Origin of the sequence: Enterococcus sp. AZ170 (assembly GCF_050545135.1) — a bacterium.
GTDB classification, from domain to species: Bacteria; Bacillota; Bacilli; order Lactobacillales; family Enterococcaceae; genus Enterococcus_L; species Enterococcus_L ureilyticus.
Genome location: NZ_CP172947.1, coordinates 3,486,687 through 3,507,934, shown reverse-complemented (window position 1 = coordinate 3,507,934; position 21,248 = coordinate 3,486,687). Strand labels below are relative to the sequence as shown.

At 35.4% G+C, this 21,248-nt stretch carries 10 protein-coding genes and 2 pseudogenes; 10 read left to right on the top strand and 2 right to left on the bottom strand.

What is annotated here, in order from left to right:
• The first annotated feature begins 55 nt into the window (after window positions 1-55).
• The 5 genes from IGJ55_RS16745 to mnmG all read left to right on the top strand — a co-directional run bounded on the left by IGJ55_RS16745 (window position 56) and on the right by mnmG (window position 6,918).
• Window positions 56-1,255, top strand: a complete 1,200-nt coding sequence (locus IGJ55_RS16745; protein ID WP_430606967.1) for an efflux RND transporter periplasmic adaptor subunit — start codon at window positions 56-58, stop codon at window positions 1,253-1,255.
• On the top strand, window positions 1,248-1,925 hold the full coding sequence (locus IGJ55_RS16740; RefSeq protein ID WP_430606965.1) for an ABC transporter ATP-binding protein: 678 nt from the start codon (window positions 1,248-1,250) through the stop codon (window positions 1,923-1,925). Before IGJ55_RS16745 ends, IGJ55_RS16740 begins: the two co-directional genes overlap by 8 nt.
• 2 nt (window positions 1,926-1,927) lie before the next feature.
• A complete protein-coding gene (locus IGJ55_RS16735) occupies window positions 1,928-3,127 on the top strand; it encodes an ABC transporter permease (RefSeq protein WP_430606963.1) in 1,200 nt (399 codons plus the stop codon).
• A 472-nt stretch (window positions 3,128-3,599) separates the two neighbouring features.
• Window positions 3,600-4,997 (top strand): tRNA uridine-5-carboxymethylaminomethyl(34) synthesis GTPase MnmE, encoded by a 1,398-nt coding sequence (mnmE, locus tag IGJ55_RS16730; protein WP_430606961.1) that lies wholly within the window; start codon window positions 3,600-3,602, stop codon window positions 4,995-4,997.
• 13 nt (window positions 4,998-5,010) lie between these two features.
• The gene (gene mnmG, locus IGJ55_RS16725; RefSeq protein WP_430606959.1) at window positions 5,011-6,918 is read left to right on the top strand and encodes a tRNA uridine-5-carboxymethylaminomethyl(34) synthesis enzyme MnmG; all 1,908 of its coding nucleotides are present in this window, start codon (window positions 5,011-5,013) and stop codon (window positions 6,916-6,918) included.
• A gap of 35 nt (window positions 6,919-6,953) precedes the next feature.
• Here the strand turns inward: mnmG and IGJ55_RS16720 are convergent.
• Window positions 6,954-7,064 (bottom strand): annotated as a pseudogene (locus IGJ55_RS16720) (hypothetical protein); the annotation flags it as partial.
• A gap of 57 nt (window positions 7,065-7,121) precedes the next feature.
• Here IGJ55_RS16720 and IGJ55_RS16715 point away from each other — a divergent pair.
• From IGJ55_RS16715 to IGJ55_RS16700, 4 genes and pseudogenes are all read left to right on the top strand, one after another.
• The gene (locus tag IGJ55_RS16715; RefSeq protein WP_430608176.1) at window positions 7,122-7,730 is read left to right on the top strand and encodes a phage/plasmid primase, P4 family; all 609 of its coding nucleotides are present in this window, start codon (window positions 7,122-7,124) and stop codon (window positions 7,728-7,730) included.
• Between the two features lie 703 nt (window positions 7,731-8,433).
• Entirely contained in the window at window positions 8,434-9,519 is a 1,086-nt protein-coding gene (locus IGJ55_RS16710) for an Abi family protein (RefSeq protein ID WP_430606956.1), read from the top strand.
• Window positions 9,520-10,092: 573 nt separating this feature from the next.
• Window positions 10,093-10,851, top strand: coding sequence for a peptidoglycan amidohydrolase family protein (locus IGJ55_RS16705; RefSeq protein WP_430606954.1), 759 nt, complete (start codon window positions 10,093-10,095; stop codon window positions 10,849-10,851).
• A 43-nt stretch (window positions 10,852-10,894) separates the two neighbouring features.
• Window positions 10,895-11,180: pseudogene (locus IGJ55_RS16700) on the top strand (amidinotransferase); the annotation flags it as partial.
• Window positions 11,181-11,940: 760 nt separating this feature from the next.
• On the opposite strand, the gene IGJ55_RS16695 reads toward IGJ55_RS16700, so the two are convergent.
• The gene (locus tag IGJ55_RS16695; protein WP_430606952.1) at window positions 11,941-16,224 is read right to left on the bottom strand and encodes an LPXTG cell wall anchor domain-containing protein; all 4,284 of its coding nucleotides are present in this window, start codon (window positions 16,222-16,224) and stop codon (window positions 11,941-11,943) included.
• A gap of 354 nt (window positions 16,225-16,578) precedes the next feature.
• On the opposite strand from IGJ55_RS16695, the gene IGJ55_RS16690 reads away from it, so the two are divergent.
• A complete protein-coding gene (locus IGJ55_RS16690; RefSeq protein ID WP_430606950.1) occupies window positions 16,579-21,189 on the top strand; it encodes an SdrD B-like domain-containing protein in 4,611 nt (1,536 codons plus the stop codon).
• The last annotated feature ends 59 nt before the right edge of the window (window positions 21,190-21,248 follow it).

Below are 21,248 nucleotides of genomic sequence, written 5' to 3'. Positions count from 1 at the left end.
CCGAAAACGTAGTTTTTAGTTGTCACAATTAAATTGAATTAGGAGACTTAAATAAGTGGAAAAAATGAAACAAAATAGGTATACATCATTGATTATTGTTATTATTGCTGTTCTATTAATGACTATAGTTACTATTTTTAACAAATCAACAGCAGAGAAGAGTGATTATCATGAGAATATCTATCAAATTGAAGTCATTAAAAAGGCAGAACCAATACATTTCAAAGGATTAGTTCAACCAGCAAGAATAAGTAATCTTTTTTTAGATTCATCTTTAGGAGTCATTACTAATTTGTCTGTGGTAGATGGTCAGGAAGTTAAAGAGAAAGATGTTATTGCGACTTACCAAAATGCTGCTGTTGAAAATCAAGCGACCGAACATGCACAATCTTTAGATAAATTACATTTGGCAGTTTCTAATGCACAAGAAAATTTAGATCGTGCTGTTCTAAAGCAACAAGAATTACAAGACAGATTAACTATTGCTGAAAGTCAACGTGATAGTGTTGACACTAAAAGTCATGAATTTGAAGCGAAAAAATCTGAACTGGAGTTAAAAGTTGAACAAAGCCAACAAGCGCTAGAAGCACAAAAAGATGTAGTTGTACAGGCGACACAAGCATTAGAAAGTACAGGCGTTGAATTATCTAGTACGAATACGATTATTGAACAATCTCAAAAAAAAGTAACACAAGTTGTTACATCTGCGATATCTGGGATTGTTCATGTTGATGAGAAAGGTCGTGCGGATTCAAGTGTTCCGTATGCGGTAATTGTTAGCCCAGAAACAATCATTAAAGGAACCGTAACCGAATATGATTACAAAAAAATAAAGAAAGATCAGCAAGTTACTATCCGACCCATGAGTGAAAAAAAAGAAATAACCGGGGTTATTACAATGATTGATCAATTGCCTGAAACATTTTCAAGTGACAAGGCACAGTCAGCTGATAAAAATACTGTCTCCAATTATTCGTTTACAGTAGCACCTAAGGAAAATTTGAATTATGGATATACGGTTCAAATTGTAATACCAAGTGATACGTTAGAGATCCCTAAAAAAAGTATTCTCAAGCAAAGTGAAAGAACGTTTATTTTTTTATATAAGTCAGGTAAAGTGTACAAGAAAAAAGTTAAAGTTAAAGAGGGAGAAAAAAACTATATAGTTGAAGAGGGTTTGGAAGAGAAAGATCAAATTGTGGTTAATCCTGACAAAAATTTAAAGCAGGGTCAGGAAGTGAAAAAAAGTGATTGAACTAATCGGTATTAACAAGTATTACAAGAATGAAGAGGAACATCATCATGTTTTAAAAAATATTAATTTACGAGTTAAGAGAGGCGAGATGATTGCGATAATGGGTCCTTCTGGTTCAGGGAAGTCTACTTTAATTAATGTATTGGGCTTTATTGATCAGAAGTTTGAGGGACAATATTTATTTGAAGGTGAGTCGTTTATGATTACTAATGATAATAAGTTATCTAAATTGCGTAATCAGACAGTAGGATTTGTTTTTCAAAATTTTAGTTTGATTGAAAATAATACTGTATTTGAAAATATTGAATTGCCATTACTTTATGGAGGTTATAATATTTCGAAAGTGAAAAATAAAGTTTCACAGATGCTAGTAAAAGTCGGTCTGAAAGAAAAAATGTATAAATACCCGAAGCAATTATCTGGGGGACAGCAACAACGTGTGGCCATTGCTCGATCATTAATCAACAATCCCGAGTTTATTATTGCTGATGAACCAACTGGAGCGTTAGATACACAAACATCCAAGGAAATTATGGATTTATTTGTTCATTTGAATCAAAAGCATGGGGTCACGATCATTATTGTGACTCATGATCCAGAAGTAGTTACTTCTTGTCATAGACTGATTAAGATTAGAGATGGAGCAATTATTGATGATAAGGAGCTATAAACATGAACTTCTATGTTAATTGGCGTTCAGCTTTTAGAGCTATTAAAAACAGTCCTAAACGTAGTATATTAACAATATTTGGAATTATTATAGGTATTTCTTCAGTTATTACTATACTATCAATTGGTCGTGGATTTGAAAAAGATATGATAAGAAATCTAACGAAAAATAACTCAAAAAAGATTGAGATTCTGATTAATTTTAAACCATATGAATCTAATATTTATTCAATGAATACAAATTTTTTTCAAGATTCAGATTTGACGATAGTAAAAGGGGTTCAGGGTGTCGAAAACGTAAATTATACTAAAAATGAAGGAAATAGTATATCAAAAGAAATTTATGTAAGAGAAAAGAAAAAAGATCAACAAATAGAACTAATTAAAGAAAATGGTAAAAAAGTGAAATATGGCAGGACTCTGACGTCATTTGATAACGCTATTCTAGAAAAAGTAGCCTTAGTTGATTCTACTCTTGCTAGTGAACTTTTTGGTTATGTGCCAGATGCATTAAATCAAAGTGTTGAGATTGATAATCAGCTGTTTAGGATTGTAGGTATATATGAGGGGATAGATCAAGCCGAGATGTTTTCTATATCAGAGAATAATATTCAAATTCCTCTCAATACGTATACTTATTACTTTAGTGAAGAAAAAAATAAATCTAGTATAACAATTACTTTAAATGAAGGCGTAAAGCTAGATGAAGTAGCTTCAGATGTTATCGGACATTTGACAGGAAAGGGTAGTATGAGTACATTTGGGGACTACCAGATATTTGACACAGGCAAACTTACTAAAGGGATTGGATCGGTTTTAAGTACAATTACGTATTTCGTTACAGCAATTGCTGGTATATCCTTGCTTATTGCGGGAGTTGGTGTAATGAACATGATGTATACTTCTGTTTCTGAACGAACAAAAGAAATTGGGATTCGTCGTGCTTTAGGAGCAACAAAAAATTCTATCAGGATTCAATTTTTACTAGAAGGGTTAACATTAACGATTTCAGGAGGACTTATTGGTTATTTTTGTGGAATGTCATTTGCTTATGCTCTTGGCGCATTACTTAAGATAACTGTAACTATAGATATTTTTACAATTATACTTGCTCTTGGGGTATCTTCAGCAATTGGTTTGCTATTTTCAGTTGTCCCAGCTTCTGAAGCGGCTAAAAAAGATATAATAGATATTTTAAAATAGTTACTGTTATGAAAAGTAAACGAACTGTTCTTTTTAGAAGTAATAAAACAGGTACACTGGGGCATCTTTCGAACGAAATTCCCTTTAATTTGGAATATTTGTTAAAGTGGCTAAGGAAATAATAGACAAAAATGTTAATTCCTTAGCCACGTTCACTCAGTCACATAAAATCTGAATAATCATTGGAACAGCAGTTAAGAACCTCCTCCTCTTGTTACGTTTATTTTAAAGAGAATGTAAAATAAATGCAAAGTTAAAGAACAACCTTCTTAAATAAACAATGTTGCGAAAAAATAAAAAATATGCTATTCTATGTCATGAAATTAATAGGAATTGACGCAGTGAAAGTGCTAGATCCAACCTGAAAAAATAAGGGGTGGAGTGGGCGCTTTTTTTGTAGCCAAAAATGGCTTCATACATAGTAATTATTACGCAAAAAACATCTCAATCCATCAATGAAAGGAAGTTAATCATGCAACAAATAACGCTAGAGTTCGATACAATCGCCGCAATTTCAACACCGCCTGGTGAAGGAGCAATCAGCATTGTTCGTTTAAGCGGTGATGAAGCAATCAAGATTGCCGATAAAGTTTACCAATCTGGAAGTAAACAATTGTTAGAGGTTCCCACACATACAATCCATTATGGGCACATCCTTGATCCCAAAGATGATAGCTTGCTGGATGAAGTGATGGTTTCAGTGATGCGGGCACCAAAAACATTTACTAGAGAAGATGTGGTGGAAATCAACTGTCACGGTGGGATCGTCGTTGTGAACCAATTATTGCAGCTATTATTAAGAGAAGGCGCACGTTTAGCTGAACCAGGTGAATTTACAAAGAGAGCCTTCTTAAATGGTCGAATGGATTTGTCACAAGCAGAAGCTGTGATGGATTTGATTCGGGCGAAAACAGACCGAGCGATGCACGTGGCTTTGGATCAATTAGATGGAAATTTATCTTCCTTAATTCGTTCTTTAAGACAAGAAATTTTAGAAACATTAGCTCAAGTTGAGGTAAATATCGATTATCCCGAATATGATGATGTGGAAGAATTAACGACTAAATTATTACTTGAAAAAGCAGGTTTTGTTAAAGCCCAGATCGAAGGGTTACTAACAACAGCTAAACAAGGAAAAATTCTGCGTGAAGGATTAAGTACGGCGATCATCGGTCGTCCAAATGTTGGGAAATCAAGCTTATTGAATCATTTATTACGTGAAGAAAAAGCCATCGTAACAGATATCGCTGGCACAACGCGTGATGTGATCGAAGAATATGTCAACGTCCGTGGCGTTCCATTGAAATTGATCGATACAGCAGGTATCCGAGAAACGGAAGACATCGTAGAGCGGATCGGTGTGGAACGTAGCCGTAAAGCATTAGCTGAATCTGATTTGATTTTATTGGTCTTGAATCAAAATGAACCACTAACAGCAGAAGATCGTCAATTATTGATAGCAACAGACGGATTAAAACGAGTGATCCTACTGAATAAGATGGATTTACCTACTCAACTAAATCGAGAAGAATTAACACAACTTGTTAATAATGAAGAAATTTTACCTGTGTCAGTCTTATCTAACACAGGGATGGAACAGTTGGAATTAAAAATCGCTGATCTTTTCTTCGGTGGACAAACTGGAGAAAAAGATGCAACCTATGTATCCAATACCCGTCACATTGCTTTACTAGATCAAGCAGCGCTCGCATTAGATGAAGTGATTCGAGGAATCGAAGCTGGAATGCCTGTGGATCTCGTTCAAATGGATATGACACGTTGCTGGGACTTTTTAGGTGAAATCGTCGGTGACAGTGTTCAAGACGAACTAATCACCCAATTATTCAGTCAATTTTGTTTAGGAAAATAGAAAGGAAGAGTCGATGAATCAATTTAAAGCAGAATCGTATGATGTAATCGTAGTCGGAGCAGGGCACGCAGGCTCAGAAGCGGCCTTAGCATCCGCTCGCATGGGCAGCAAAACGCTGCTTTTAACAATCAATTTAGATATGGTGGCCTTTATGCCATGTAATCCGTCTGTGGGAGGTCCAGCTAAAGGCGTCGTGGTTCGAGAAATCGATGCCTTAGGCGGCGAAATGGGTCATAATATAGACAAAACATACATCCAAATGCGGATGCTAAACACTGGAAAAGGTCCGGCCGTTCGCGCCTTGCGCGCCCAAGCGGACAAACATGCTTACGCTACTGAAATGAAACACACGATTGAGCGTACGGACAACTTATCATTAAGACAAGGAATCGTGGAGCGCTTGCTCGTAGAAGACGGTATTTGCAAAGGCGTTATCACAACAACAGGCGCACAATACCAAAGTAAAGCGGTGATCATTACAGCTGGAACTGCACTGCGCGGAGAAATCATCATCGGTGAATTGAAATATTCTTCTGGGCCTAACAATTCTTTACCATCAATTGGTTTAGCGGATCATTTAAAAGAGCTAGGCCTTGAAATGGATCGTTTCAAGACTGGAACACCACCACGTGTGAAATCTAGTACGATCGACTATTCAGTGACAGAAGAACAACCAGGCGATGAAGAACCAAATCATTTTAGTTTCAGTACGCCAGATGATGCCTATAATTTAGATCAACGTTCTTGTTGGTTGACCTATACGAATGAAGGAACGCATGAAATCATTCAAGACAATCTACACCGCGCACCAATGTTTACCGGAATCGTAGAAGGAGTAGGCGCACGTTATTGTCCATCGATCGAAGACAAAATCGTTCGTTTTTCGGACAAACCTCGTCATCAACTATTCTTAGAACCAGAAGGCTTGAATACAGAGGAAGTCTATGTTCAAGGGCTGTCAACTTCTTTACCAGAAGATGTTCAAACGGATATACTACATTCGATTGCCGGGTTAGAAAAAGCTGAAATGATGCGTACAGGCTATGCAATTGAATATGATGTGGTCGTGCCGCATCAATTGCGTCCAACCTTAGAAACAAAAGTCATCGACGGCTTATTTACAGCAGGTCAAACCAATGGCACGAGCGGTTATGAAGAAGCAGCAGGCCAAGGATTGATTGCAGGAATCAATGCAGCACTTAAAGTACAAGGCAAAGAACCATTCGTGATGAAACGTAGTGATGGCTACATTGGTGTAATGATCGACGATCTAGTAACAAAAGGAACCAACGAACCTTATCGTTTATTAACATCAAGAGCGGAATACCGGTTGATTTTACGTCATGATAATGCAGATTTACGTTTGACAGAACAAGGTCATGCTATTGGGTTAGTGAAAGAAGACCAATATACAGCCTATCTTGAAAAGAAAAAAGCTGTTGAAGCAGAAATCACACGCTTAAGTTCAGTCAGAGTGAAACCTACAGCGGATGTACAAGCATTTTTAGAGGCAAAAGGATCTGTTCCATTGAAAGATGGAGTCTTAGCCAGCGACTTCTTAAAACGTCCGGAAATGTCGTATTACGAAGTGACAAAATTTATTCCAGCAGCACAAGAAGAACTGGATAATAAAGTGATTGAACAAGTAGAAATTCAAATAAAATACGAAGGCTATATCAAAAAAGCGTTGGACAAAGTTGATAAACTAAAACGAATGGAAGCCAAACGAATTCCAGAAAATATTGATTACGAAGCAATCAACGGTTTAGCGACAGAAGCCAAACAAAAATTACAAAAAATCCAACCAGAAACAATTGCCCAAGCAAGTCGGATCAGTGGCGTCAATCCGGCTGACGTTTCGATTTTGATGGTGTATATCGAACAAGGGAAAATAGCGAAAAGAAATGAGGAAAAGGCTTAGTATCAAGCCTTTTTCTTATGCTCAAAACTCTTAATTTAAAAAGGTGTAATCTTATCAATTCTTTTACTGCCGAATTTAGGTAAGATGTGGTTATCAAAATGTTGTTTGATACGTTGGATAGTGGTTTGTTTTAAGTCTTTAGAGTGCTGCTTAAACCATTAAGGAAGATGATATATACATGGCTATGTCGTGGCTAGAACCTACTGCGTTTATCTAGAGATGTCTTATTTCATCTCAAAAAAGGCTTAGAACTCACTGAACAAACTAATGATGAGAACTTAGCACCAGTTAAGAACGGTATTTATAACCGTAAAACTAAAGAATTAATGCCATTTAGCAAAGATTATATATTTTTATCCACCACAGATACCGAGTACAATAAAAAAGCTAATAATCCAAAAATCAAAACTAAAAATGGAACATTTGACATTGAGGAATGGCTTTATGATATCTCTAATCATGATGAGGAAGTCTATACTTTATTATGGCAAGTAATTAGTGATGTGGTTAATCCTAACATCTCTAGATGTAAATCTATATGGTTATATGGGGAACGTGGTAATAATGTTAAAGGAACGTTTCAAGAACTTATTACTAATTTAGTTGGTTTGAATAACGTGGCCAGTTTAAAAGTGAAACAATTTAATGAGCGTTTTGCTCTAAGTAATTTGATTGGTACTATGTGCTGCATTGGAGATGATAATAATCCGAATGAGTATGTAGATGATGTGAGTAACTATAAGAGTGCTATTACAGGCGATACGTTATTAATGGAAGTGGAAACACAAACAATCATTTTCAGACGTTTATAAGGGTACTATTATTCAATCTATGAACGGTTATCCTATGATTATACGTTTAAAATAACGCCATCTCTAATAGCTCTTATTTTCTCTGTAGTAGGTTTAAGCTGATATTTGATAAGCTTATGAGTTATTGGTATAAATAAAAATTTTAGATCAACATCATATTTCTATGAAAAATTAAACATAATATTTAGCTCAAAAAGTATGCACACAAAATAATGCAACGTTAGGTGTCGCGTTGCAGCGTTACAAAGCTATTTAAGAGTGAGTTTAACCCTAGTATTCATGTTGGGAATTGTCGGTGTCAGAGCCTAAGAAACCCTAAGATAAATGCTAAGAATTGTTAAGGTTAATACTAATATTTACTAAGATATAAACGTGGTAAGACGTGGTATAGGATGCTTGGGATTACTCAGATTTACTATTGGTAATTATTGGGCTTGATGCTAACAAATGATAGCATTTTTTACTTATTTCATGATGGAGAATGATGAATTTATTATTTTAAATTGTAGGAAAATGTTGGAAAGTAGAACCTCACAAAACCTTACATTTTTAGATTAGTATGAAGCTGATAGAACTTGTCAAAACTTGACATATTTCATATATAAAATTACTTGGTAAGGAAATAGCTTCTAATATTTTTTTGCCTTCTTAACATAAAGAAATTTATTGTGTATAATAAGTGAAGGTAAAGGAGAGTGCATTCATGTCTATAAAACCTCATAAAGGTCTCAGTGATTTAATCACAGTATTGGATGGAAGAAATTTAAAACTAGATGATAATACTGAAAAAACACTTAAAGAGATTAACTATTTTCAATTAGTTAACGGTATTGAGAATTTGTTATTACCAATGGATAAACAGTTTAATGGTGGAAAAAAAGAGTTTAGAACAGAAAGTATATCTGATTTTGTTGCTATTTATGATTTTGATAAAGAAATGAGTAGCCAACTTCTTCATATAATATCTAAATTTGAGATGAAATTAAAAACATCTTTAGCACATAATTTCTCTAAAATTAATTGTAATGGGATTAATAACACAATGGAGTATACAAATAAAAATAACTATCAAGATATTTCTCAAGATTGTAATTATCCATTTAGACAATATACTGGTGATAGCGTGACGTATCAATATGAAAGTATTCATTATAGCTTTGATAATTTCAAGTTATTCAGGACTGATTTTCTTGATAAATTGATAAGAGATAATGATTTCATAGATAAATCATTTTATCGTTCATCTGAATATAATCCAAACAATCCTTGTGATGTTGCCTGTTTTCATAATGATAATAATGTTGCAGTTCCATTATGGGTTGCTATACAAACTTTTGACTTTGGATGTTTAAAGAGAATGATTCACTATTTGAAACCAAATGTCTTAAAATTAGTATTAAGAGATTTTGGTCTGAATCCAACAGATCGTTTTGTTTTTCTTAATACATTAGATATTATTCATCAACTTAGAAATGCTTGCGCTCATTTTTCTTTATTATTTAGATTTAAAACATCTTCTAATATAGGAATAAGTAGGGCATTAATACATAGATTTAATCTCACTCCTAGTAAATGGCAACATCCTGCTACAGGTCTAACTCTTTATGATAGTTTAAAAATATTAGGATTCTACGAAGATATAACACCATTAATTAAGCCCATAAGAAAGATATTATATAGAAATAATAGAAAGTTTAGCTCTAAGTATTATGACTTAAATGAGCGATTATTAACGGAGATGGGGCACTCACAATACAAGGAGTGGAAAAAAATGATAAAAAATAGTTGATTATTGTTTTAAACGATGATATTCTTTATGTAGAAATGAATGCCTCTTAAGAGGACTGTATAACACCCCTTGACGGATATGAAAGTATCTATCAAGGGGTTAGTTATTTTTATGTGCCCACATAAATTGGATTTACTTTTGAATGCCATGTTGAATGCTATTCATATTAGAACTAATAACAATTAATGATATTTAATAGAAGTAAGTTAGAAGTTTACACTCTAATTTGCTTCTTTTTTATATCTGAAAATAGAGTAATTTAGACTATATCGAACAAGGGAAAATAGCAAAGGTACAACCAGAAAAGGCTTGATTTCAAGCCTTTTTTTGTTTCATGTGAAACATTTTGTCTCTATTCGTCGTAAAAAAGCTCGCGTACTGTCGAAATCTAATCATTTTGCATTAAGTTTTTTTATAACTATTTTAGGGAGACTTTTAACAGTAAAGTAAAAGTTACTCAGAACAAATATGAAGTAAGATCAAGGTGTAAAGAACATGCTAGCTATAATTTATCTGCTTTACATAGATAGCAATAACAGTCTTATTAATCAAAAAATGAAGGAGCAAAAGAAGATGAAAAGTATGGAACAAATGATCAAATGGATGTCAGATCGAAAAGGAAGAATCACTTATTCTATGGCGGCACGCTTAGGACCGAATAGCTATGATTGTTCTAGTGCTGTTTATTTCGCGTTGATCAATGGAGGGTTTTTATCAGCTGGAATGATGGGAAATACGGATACTCTTTTCTCACATCTAGAAAATGCCGGTTGGGTTCAGATTCAAGTAGATACAACAGGCAATTATCCTGCAAAAAAAGGTGATATTTTTATCTGGGGAAAACGTGGAGCATCTGGTGGTGCGGCAGGTCACACAGGTATTTTTATAGACAACAGTGACAACATTATTCACTGTAATTACGGCTACAACGGCATTACAATCAACGACCATGATACAATTTGGCGATTAAATAGTTGCCCTGAGATAACGATTTATCGCTATAATAAAGAGGCAGATTCATCCTCACATCTAGTCACTGCAAATGCTAAACCTACTCCACAAGAGACACAATCACGGTTAATCCCAATGTCAGGGACATTCTATCCAGACCGAAAATTAGCAGTAAGCCGAGATACCAATCCAGATGACAAAATTAGTCCAGCACTGGCGTATTATTTACCGAAAATGGCGATCAACTACGATCATTATCTGCATAGCAATGGCTATGTTTGGATCAGTTATGTCAGTCCTGGAGGTGTACGCCGCTATGTTGCAGTAGGACCAGATGATGAGCGGACCGATACAACATGGGGAACTGGCTTCTTCAATTGATAAAAAAACTGGATTTCTATAAAAAATAAAAAAGAACAGATAGCTCAATTGGTTACAGTCAATTTTAGCTCATTTTGACTATACCGATCCTACTATATTACATTTAGATTGTGCGTTAAGCTGCGTCAATATTGATGGCAAATGGACTTCCAATCAATGAATCTGTCTACATTACCGATCAGTCATTTACACAGTTGATCGAAGAGCTGAAAGCACATGACATAAAAGTGGAAACCTTAGATTATGAGGTTTCTAGAATATTCGGTGGTTCATTCCGCTGTACCACACAAGCATTATTAAGAACAACCAACGAATCAAAAAGAGTATAAAAAACCGCAACTTCAGATTTTCGCCAAATAATAGTAAAAAAGAAACCAATCTTTCACCACAAAATAGTCACAATCTCCAGTTATTATTAAGTCATACCAAACAAACAACCCTAACAAAACACTTTTTCATTTTTTAACTCCTTTTCCCACTCTTCCCCGAAGAGTGGGTTATTTATTGTGAATCACTGCGACTGGCTTTGCCAGAGCAGATGATGAACAATACTTGGCGACCAAAGGGAGCGAAGTTTCCATACAAGAGAATCACCAGCAAGTTATGACTTCACGAAAGTACAGAAGAGGATAACCGGAATAATCATAGCACGACTGGCTTTGCCAGAGCAGAAGATGAGCAATACTTGGCGACCAAAGGGAGCGAAGTTTCCATACAAGAGAATCACCAGCAAGTTATGACTTCACGAAAATACAGAAGAGGATAACCGGAAAAATCATAGCACGACTGGCTTTGCCAGAGTAGATGATGAACAATACTTGGCGACCAAAGGGAGCGAAGTTTCCATACAAGAGAATCACCAGCAAGTTATGACTTCACGAAAGTACAGAAGAGGATAACCGGAAAAATCATAGCACGACTGGCTTTGCCAGAGCAGATGATGAACAATACTTAGCGACCAAAGGGAGCGAAGTTTCCATACAAGAGAATCACCAGCAAGTAATGACTTCACGAAAGTACAGAGAAGGATAACCAGAAAAGACAATAGCACGATAAGCTTTACCAGAGTATCGTTCATTTTTTATATTACTATTTAGTATGTTTTCCTTTTCTTCTCTTCCAGAAAAGGAGGGACCCGGCTGTGCCTGTTATAAAAGCACCTAGTCCTTGTCCCAATAAAGAAGTTTCTGTACCTGTATTTGGTAATCTTCTTTCAGAACGAGTATTTGGTAGTTTACTGTTTGTAGGAGCTGAAGTTGTGTCTATTTTTTTACTTATGACAACAGTTGTTTCTTTCTCCTCAAGTTTCTTCTTAGGTTCTACTAATGCTGCTGGTGCCTCGGTTAGCTGGACTGCAACAGGTGCTTCTAGTGTATTAGGTTTAGTTGGTGCAGTAAGCTCAATTGGCTGTTCTATCGGAGGTATTACCGGATCAATTATTTCTGGTGTTACAATTTCTGGAATAATTGGGGTGTCAACGATGGGAGCTTTTTCAAATTCTTTAGATTGTTCTAAAGGAGCTATATCCTTAACATCTTCCAAGTCGTCTAGTGCAACAGGACCATTAGGATGGCTGCTTTCCTCAGCTTTTTCACTATCTAATGCCACATTTGTTACATCATCAGAAATACCTAATTCTACAATTGAATCCGGAGGAGTAGACGCACGCTTTTCTGTTAGAGTAGGTAGATTAATTCCTGTGATTGGTTCAATTATTTTAGTTGAAGCAACAGCTGGCGCAGATACTGGATTAGGTTGTTTTGCTCCATTTTGTACTTTCTTCGGCATATTGATTCCTACAGGTTTTGTAGGAGTCAAAGACATATCAGGAACTTCGGGAATTTCTGGAGCATTAATTTTTTTGAGTACTAGCGTGTCTAATTCAGTTTTAATTGTTTCTAGGTTAATAGGTGGAAGGATGACCGTGCCAATAGTATATTGTGTGGATAATTCCCAAGAAACTCCTATAGGTAAAACAGCCCATTCTATCCAGGGGTAGAGAGAGTAAAAATCATCTTTATTATAAGGATATTCATAAAAAGTTTCTAAATTTTTTTCATAAGCACTTATTATAGTCGCAAGAATGTGATTAACAGAATCTGGAATTCGATCTAAGTTTCGGGGTAGTTTAACATTATTGCCCGTTGCTAAATTGAATTCTTTAATAGCAGTAGCCATGGTCGAATTGGCTTCTTTCCATTTAGTAGAAACATCTTTTAGGTAATCAGCATACTTCTTAAGTTTATCAATTGCTTCACCTGTAATTGACTTATAGGTTGATACAAATTCAGCCCCGTCTTCTGATGTATTTAATGATTCTAAACGTTCAGTTGGATAGCCAATAGGAGTATAATCACGGTTTCCTGTGGTGTTAATAATGTCAAGCCAAGAATCTAATTCTTCGTTAGGATCTCCAGCATTTCCTTTAGACCACCCTTTAGTGTATGCATCGAAAGCCTCAGAATAGTTTTTGTATGATTGGTAATATTGCTGATAGGCGCTAGCACTGTTTTTATTAGTTTCCATCACCTGTTCAGCTTCCGCAATATAGTTCATTAAAGTAGTTTGAAAATTTTCTGGTCCATAAATAAGGTCATGAACGATTTCTGGTTTAATAGAACTAGCATTGTAAAGCTCATTTTTAGTTTGATATTCTTCAATGATTGGCCAGGACTCATTTAAAGCTTTAGTTAAAGCTAGTTTAGCTGTGTCATATTTCGTTTGCCATAGTGCTAAATCAGCAGGAATATTATCAAGGTTTTCAAATGTAATGTTATCAGCTGGAAAGTCATTAAGAATGTTATCCATTCCCATTTTGGCAGCATTGATTTCACTTGCAGCAGTAACAGCTTTCTGATAAGCATCAAGTGCATCTTCGTAGGGTTTTCCAGCTGTAAGGAAGCTTTCTTTTGCAAGATCATACTTGGTTTTTAGTTTAGTAAAGAGTGCTAGGGCGGTATCATAGTCTGCATTAACAGTGTTTAATTTTCCGTTAGCTATTTTATAGTCAGCATCAGCCACTTTCCATGCACCATTGGCGGCATCGTATGCTTTACCAACCTCCTTATACTTTTCATGAAGTGTTTTAAATGCATTTTCTGATTCTGTATACTCTTTTGAAACAGCCGTGAATTCTTTTTCGTGGACTTGTTGCTCATTTTTCGCTTCGCTTAATTTAGTCAAAGTCGCGGTGTAAATTTCTAAAGTTTCGCCATATTTAGTTTTTAGACCAGCATAGTAAGCAGCTAGATCTGCATATTCTTCCTCGCGTAGTATAAACGTTTCTTTGGCTTTAGAAATAGCTGTTGTGGCTGTTGTATAAGCCGTTTCAGCAACAATGTATTCGGTGTTTAAATCAGCAAATTGTTTCGTTATCTTATCGTAATTTACTTTTGTTTCAGTGTATTGTGTTTCTAAAGATGTGTATTGTTTTTGGGTTACGTTCAATGTTTCACCTAGTTTGGCGAAAGATGTTTCAGCTATAGTCAGGTCGGTTTTTAGCTTGATTAAATGCTCTGCTAATACGTGATATTCCGGTAAAATAAGATCATATTTGGTACGTGCTGCTTCATATTTTAGCCGCGCTTCTTTATATTTTTCGTTCACCTTAAGATAGTTCGTCTCAATAGTCTTGAAGGCTTCTGATCCATTTATAAATTTCTCTGATAGGGCATCATAGGCTTCTTTTAACTGATCATACTGGACTTTTACTTCAGCAGATTCTGTGAGCGCCGCTTGATAGGCGCTTTCTGTTTCAGCATAGACACTCGTTGCTTGTTTGTATTCAATACTGAGTGCATGGTAGTCTTTTTCTAATTGTTGATAGTCAGCAGTTGCTTGATTACATTGTGTTACAAGAGTATCATGCTTTTGTTTGAGCGACTGGTAAGATGCAGCAAACAGATGATAGTCAGCGCTTGCTGTTTCATATACTGTTTGAATTTCTTTAAATTTCGTAGTGAGTAGCTCTCCTTGTTCTTTTACTTGTTGGTATTTTTTGCTTACTTCGATATAGCGAGCATTATTTTCGTTATAGGCTGCTAGGGCGGCGGTATATTCTGCAGCCCCTTCTTTATACTGTTTTAAAATTACCTCTGCGTCTGCTCTTTTTTCGTTATAGATAGTCAAATCAGTTTCATAAGTAGTGAGTGTAGCATCGTATTCAGCTTTTTGTTGATCATAGGCTGTTTTAGTTGTCTCATATGCTTTGGTTTGTTGATCGAAGGTCGTTTTTTTTGTTTCGTACGTTGTGCGTTCCGTTTCATATTGAGTTGCGATTTCTTTTAATTGACTAGATAAAGTCTTATAAGTTGTTTTCGCTTCTTCGTATACTTGTTTCGTAGTAACGTAATTTTCTTTGATTTGATTATACCCCGCTAGTTTTCGCGCATAATCATTGATTGATATCGTTAAATCGGACAGCTGTTTTTCGTAAACTGTTTTATCAGTCATATAACTTGTGTTCGCCTCATTATATTCTGTTAATAGTTCGTTATATTTTTCAAGGTCTTTATCATAATCAGATTTTACTTTAATATAGTCCGTTTTGGCTGTTTCAAATTCTATTTTTAAGGTGTTGTATACCTGTGTTGCTCCGTTTAATTCTGTTGCTTTGGTATCATAAACTGTTTTTTCAGTATTGTAATTGCTAAGCAGCGTTCCATAAGAAATTTTTTGTGCGTTATAGTTTGTTAGTTGAGTGTTGTATTTATTTTTTTCCTCATTGTATGCTGTTTGAACGGTTTGGTAAGCTGTTGCAGCATCTTCGTAAATTTTTCGATTCGTTTCGTACTTACTTCGTAAATTTTCGTAGAGTATTCTTTTTGCTTCAGCATCTTTGTTCAAGGCTTCATATTTAGCTTGCGCATCTACATACTTTATTTGCTTATCCAAAAAAGTTGCTTCCGCCCTTTGATAAAGGGCTTTTTCTGTTTCGTAAGCCGCTTTGGCTTCATTATAAGTTTCAATATGTGCTTCGTAGCTGGATTTGTTTGTTTCATATGTAGCTTTATGTGTGTTATAAGTCTTAGCCGCTGCTTCAAAAATCGTTAACTGTGTTTGGTAGGTTTCTTTTAGTTCGTCTAAAGTTGTTTTAAGTTGATTTGCTGCAGCATACGTTTTATCAGCTTGGTTTTTATGGGTATCATAGTCTTCTAATGCAGTATCGTACGCTTCTTTTGTATCCTCGTATTCTTTTTTTGCAGTTGTATATTCTTCTAATATACTCTTATAATCTTTTTCCAACGTTGCTTGAACAGATCGGGTCTGCTCAACTGCTGCAGCTAATGCGTGTACTGAGCTACCAGAGCCGATTAGAACCGTACTTGAAAATAATATAAATTTAAATGAACCTTTTTTCCATGAGTCATTCATTAAAGCACACTTACCTTCCTTTTTTGTAATAATGTTAATATAGTAAAAAATCAAAACTTTCGTAAATATAATGATGAACAGTGTTTGTTAGTATAAATCCAGATCAAACAACCCTAACAAAACATTTTTTCATTGTTTAACTTCTTGTCCCGTCGTTGCCTAAAGGGCAGGTTTTGTTTATGTAAGTAAAAAAATTCTCCTTCTTAAAAAAAATAGTAATTAGAAAAAGGCATTATAACCAATCTTTCTATTAATAGTATAACTCTTTTTATAACATATTTGTATTCTTATGTAAAAAATGATAAAGTTTGAATATATAAAGGCTTGAAATATCTTTTAAAGAGGAGCGATAGAGTGAAAAAGAGGAAAATAAATGTATTGATGCTTGTGTGTTTACTAGTACCTATTTTTTTAGGGCCGATAAATGCCTATGGACTGGCTATGGATGTAGAGGGAGTTGAGTCAACTAGTGCAAATACCCAAAATTTACTGAGAAATGAACCACTAGACGAAACGAGTATGTCTAGTACACATGTAGAGGCTGTAGAGGAGGAGCATCAACTGTCAAATCCTGATGCAGAAAAAAAGAATCAACTCAATGTTACATGGGTAGGCGTCGATGGAACAGAGACTAATTATTTGAACGAAATTTTTACACAAGAATATTGGAAAGGGCTATTACGCGTTAGCGGAACTGTTCCAAGGGAAGATCATGCTGAAATACGCTATATTATTGACATGGGTAGTGATTTTAATGGAACATTATCCAGTAAAAATCCTGAAGTAGGTGTACATAATCTGCCTCAAAATGGACAATGGGAAATCATCAGTACGTCATTATTAGATGAAGCAACAGAGTATTGTGAAGAAATAGATGTGGTACTTGAAAAAAAAGAGATGAACAATCAGAAAAGTAGTTTCGAATTTAATTCTATTCAGTTAATTTATGGGGAGAGTAGAGAAGAAGTAAAACCATTAACCTTAGTCTTGACTATCCCAACTGAAGAGGAAGAAACACAAAAAATCCCTGAAATAAAACCTGAACAACAAGGATTATCCCCAATTATTCATGAATTACCGGATATCAAAAATAATAATCAACCTGTAGCCAATCTTTCCATTTCAGAAGTCTACTCTAACCGTACGCCATTGGCAGGTGAATACTTTGATATGACTGTTCGGATCAATAGCGGTAGTATTGGTGAATCAGATGCACCAATTAAAAACACCAAAATTATTGTTACTTTACCTGATACTATAGAAATTATTTCAGTACCAGAAAGTAATGTTTATCAAGTAACCACGGAAAATGTAGGTTTAAATAAACAAATAACGATTAACTATTTAAAAGAGTTATCCGTTGGAAAGATGCTGACACTACCTTTTGGTTTGCGTTTTAAAAGAGGCGTTAGTTTGCCTACAACAACATTGAGTGGGTTAATCAAAGTGAGTGCAAATAATGCAAATGGAAAAGAAAAAACGCTAGATGGTATTCACCCAAAAATCAATGAAAGCGTGAATCATTTGATTGCCGAAAAAGATCCAGACGCGGAACCTATAGAGATCCATACATCTAAAATAAAGATCGTTCCTGAATCAGAAGTCGGCGGTGTCAATATTAAAAATGGCAATTTGCATATTGAATTCCCAGCTGAAATTGAGCTCTATAGTGTAACCTATCAAGGAATGAATTATCCTGTAGTTGGACCTGAAAATGGACTTTACAACGTAGTTATTCCAGTTGGAGATATCAATGTTGAAGGTGCAGTGACTACGGTGGATTTAACCTACGAATACCCGTATTCTACAACGGGAATGCCCAAAAATCATGAAATCAAAGCAACTCTGAAGGGGGAACGTTTGGACGGTACATTTGTAAATGATGAGGTCATTTTATCAGAAACAGTGCCAGCTTTAGGAGATTTAAGCGGTTACCCTGGCATTAAATTTTTTACAAAAACAGCGCCTAACAGAATGCTTAAAGAGAAAGATCAAACATTGGCTTATACACTTTCATTTTCACCGAAATTGGATATGAGAAATAGTTATTTAGTGGACGATCCTCTCAGAAGTTCAGATGAGATAGATTTTTTTGAAGGTTTCCGCTATCAAAGTTTTTCTTGGTCAGCACAAAAAAGCAAAAATCCGGGAATCACAGGATTGATTAGTACAGAATTATTTTACCAAACTAAAAAAAATAACAACTGGGTTTCGATGGGACCCACAAGTCTAGGCAATACAATTCAAGTATCAAGTTTAGGTCTGGCTGCGGATGATTATATTACCACTGTAAAGTATGTATTTACTTATCAAGGGTCAAAGAACATCCCTAAAGATGCTGGGAAGGTGTCAATTTCAGCAGTTGGTAAAACCATGGAAGGAGTGAAAGATCCTACTCTTTCACTAGTAGATGGTTTGACCAATACGTTGTATATTTACGGAGACCGCAAACATGCGAATGCATCTGAAAGTTCCTATGAGCCTTTTGTACAAGGTGGCTATGAAGCGAATCAGGATAATAAAAATAATACGCAAACAGCAACGACAATTTTTACAGGTGAAGGTGCATATCCTGGCTATTCTGGATGGGAGTCTCCTTTTTATCCGAGGATCAATGACATTGGTTCAACCTTCAGCTACAAAATTCGTGTCAATAATGTCTTAGGCTCAGGGAAATTGAAAGATCCTATTTTATATATCACTGTACCCTCGAGTATCACTATTGAAAATGTAGCATTAACGAATCCACAGAATGATCCAGATGCGCAAATTGAAATCAAACAAGTGAGTAATACCATACAACTGGTGACGATTCGCTACAATAATGATTGGCGCAACAATGAAAACTATAACGCTGATCACGAGATAAAAATCACCGCAAATGGCTCCAAAAATGTAAATAGCATGGAGGAATTCAATAATTATTTAGTATCAGGAGATGCCAAACAAAATTATGACGGTGGAGCCGACTGGGTTACAGGTGTTCCTGGTGTGGGAAATGTTGTAGCAGCAATGTCGAAAAATCGAGTAGTTCAATTCAATCGTTCAGTTGGGTTAGATAGTAAAATGGAAATTTCCAACAACGGTGCTGATTTTTCTCGTTTTATTCACCTGTTAGATCAACAAGGTACAGGAACAGATGTAACGTATCGACTAACGGTTCCAAACAATGGTAATGTTAAAATCAATGAATTGCATGTCATTGATAACCTTCCGAATCCTCAGGATACCATGACTATCTCAGCGGATGGCCGTCATTCTACGATAGGGGGACAGCTGAAATCGATCACATTAGCTGATGGCTCTTATCTAGATGGAAATTATGAATTATTTTACTCATTAAATACGACAGCTGAAAATAATCTAAGGGAATTAAATAATTTAACAAACGATCAATCTATATGGCAGTCTTGGGATGGTCAAACGCCTTTGGATAAGGCCGTTTCAGCAATTAAAATCATCAAAAAGGATGGATTAGAGAGCAATCAGCTCGTTTCCTTCCGCTTGTCATATCATATTCCAAAAGCAACAAATGATCTAGAGACACTTTGGAATAGTTTTGCTGTTGGTGGTAGTTATGTCGACGGTACAACCAATACAACTTTAGAAGTCGGAGAACCTGTAAAATCTGGTGCATACCTTGCTGCAGACGAACCAACTAAACAAATAGCAGGCATTCTTTGGGCAGATGAAAATATGAATGGACTAAGAGAAGAGTCTGAGATAAGAATTCCTGATGCTGAGGTTAATCTTTATGACTGGAATAATGATTTGGTTGAAACAACAAAAACAAAAGAAGATGGATCCTATGAATTTAATCGATTGTACAATAAAAAATATCGAATAACAATTAAACGAGTCAATTCAAATTTCAACTTAACAACGTATCAAGCGGGTTCCGATAAAACGATTGACAATGATTTTTTAGAACTAGATGGAGCCAAACAGTACGGAGAAGCTTTTGTTGACCTACCAACAGAAGAAAAACCGCTGGATATTGATGGCGGATACACGGAACCAACTACGATTGATGGATATATCTGGTATGATAGTGATCGTGACGGGCGACAATCGGCTGGTGAAGCTCCTACGAATGATATCACCGTTTCTCTTTATCGAGTAGATAATAATAGACAAAACTTATTTGTAAAAAAGGTTCAAACTGGTGCAAATGGCAAATATTATTTTACAGGTTCAGATATCAAACCTGGAGATTACCAGATTCAAGCAGAGATTCCGGTTGATTACGTCCCGACAATCAAAGGAGAAGGAACGGAAAAACAAGTTTCTAAATTTAATCTTAATGGGAAAACAGATAGTATAAAAGTGACAAAAGGCCGCAATGGTGAGTGGGATTTAGGCTTATTATTAGCGCTGCCGACATATACAAAAATTGAAGGAAAGAAAATTTGGAAAGGGGATAAAAATAAAAAAAGTGAACGGCCTCAATCAATCAAGGTTCAAGTATATCAAGATGGACAAGCTTACGGGAATCCGTTCATAGTAAACTCGAATCAGACAGATGAATGGTCATTTTCGCTAGAAGGATTACCAGAATATAAGGTACAAAGCGATCAAAAATATAGTTATACAATGAAAGAAGTTGATGTTCCGGTAAACTATACAAGTGAGGTCGACCATACAAGCTTAACGATTACCAATACCTATATCGGTGATGATACTGAGAAAGAACCCAATTCCAGTGATACTGAAGAAACGACAGGTGAATCAACGAGTAGTTCAAATAATGCTAGTGAAGAAAAAATAAGCCCAATTGAAGGGAACAATTCTACGAGTTCCTCTTATCCTATGAGCAAAAATTCTGAACGGAATGAAACAAATAGAAATAAATTACCAAGAACAGGTGAACAACCACAAAATTATTATTTTATGGGGATAGCTATATTAATCGGAACTATTGGGATTCTGTTAATGAAAAGAAAATCTCTCGAAAACTTAAAATAAGAATAGAAAAAGCAATAAAACATGAAAAAATTCATACTTTAAATAAATAGTTGTACTAA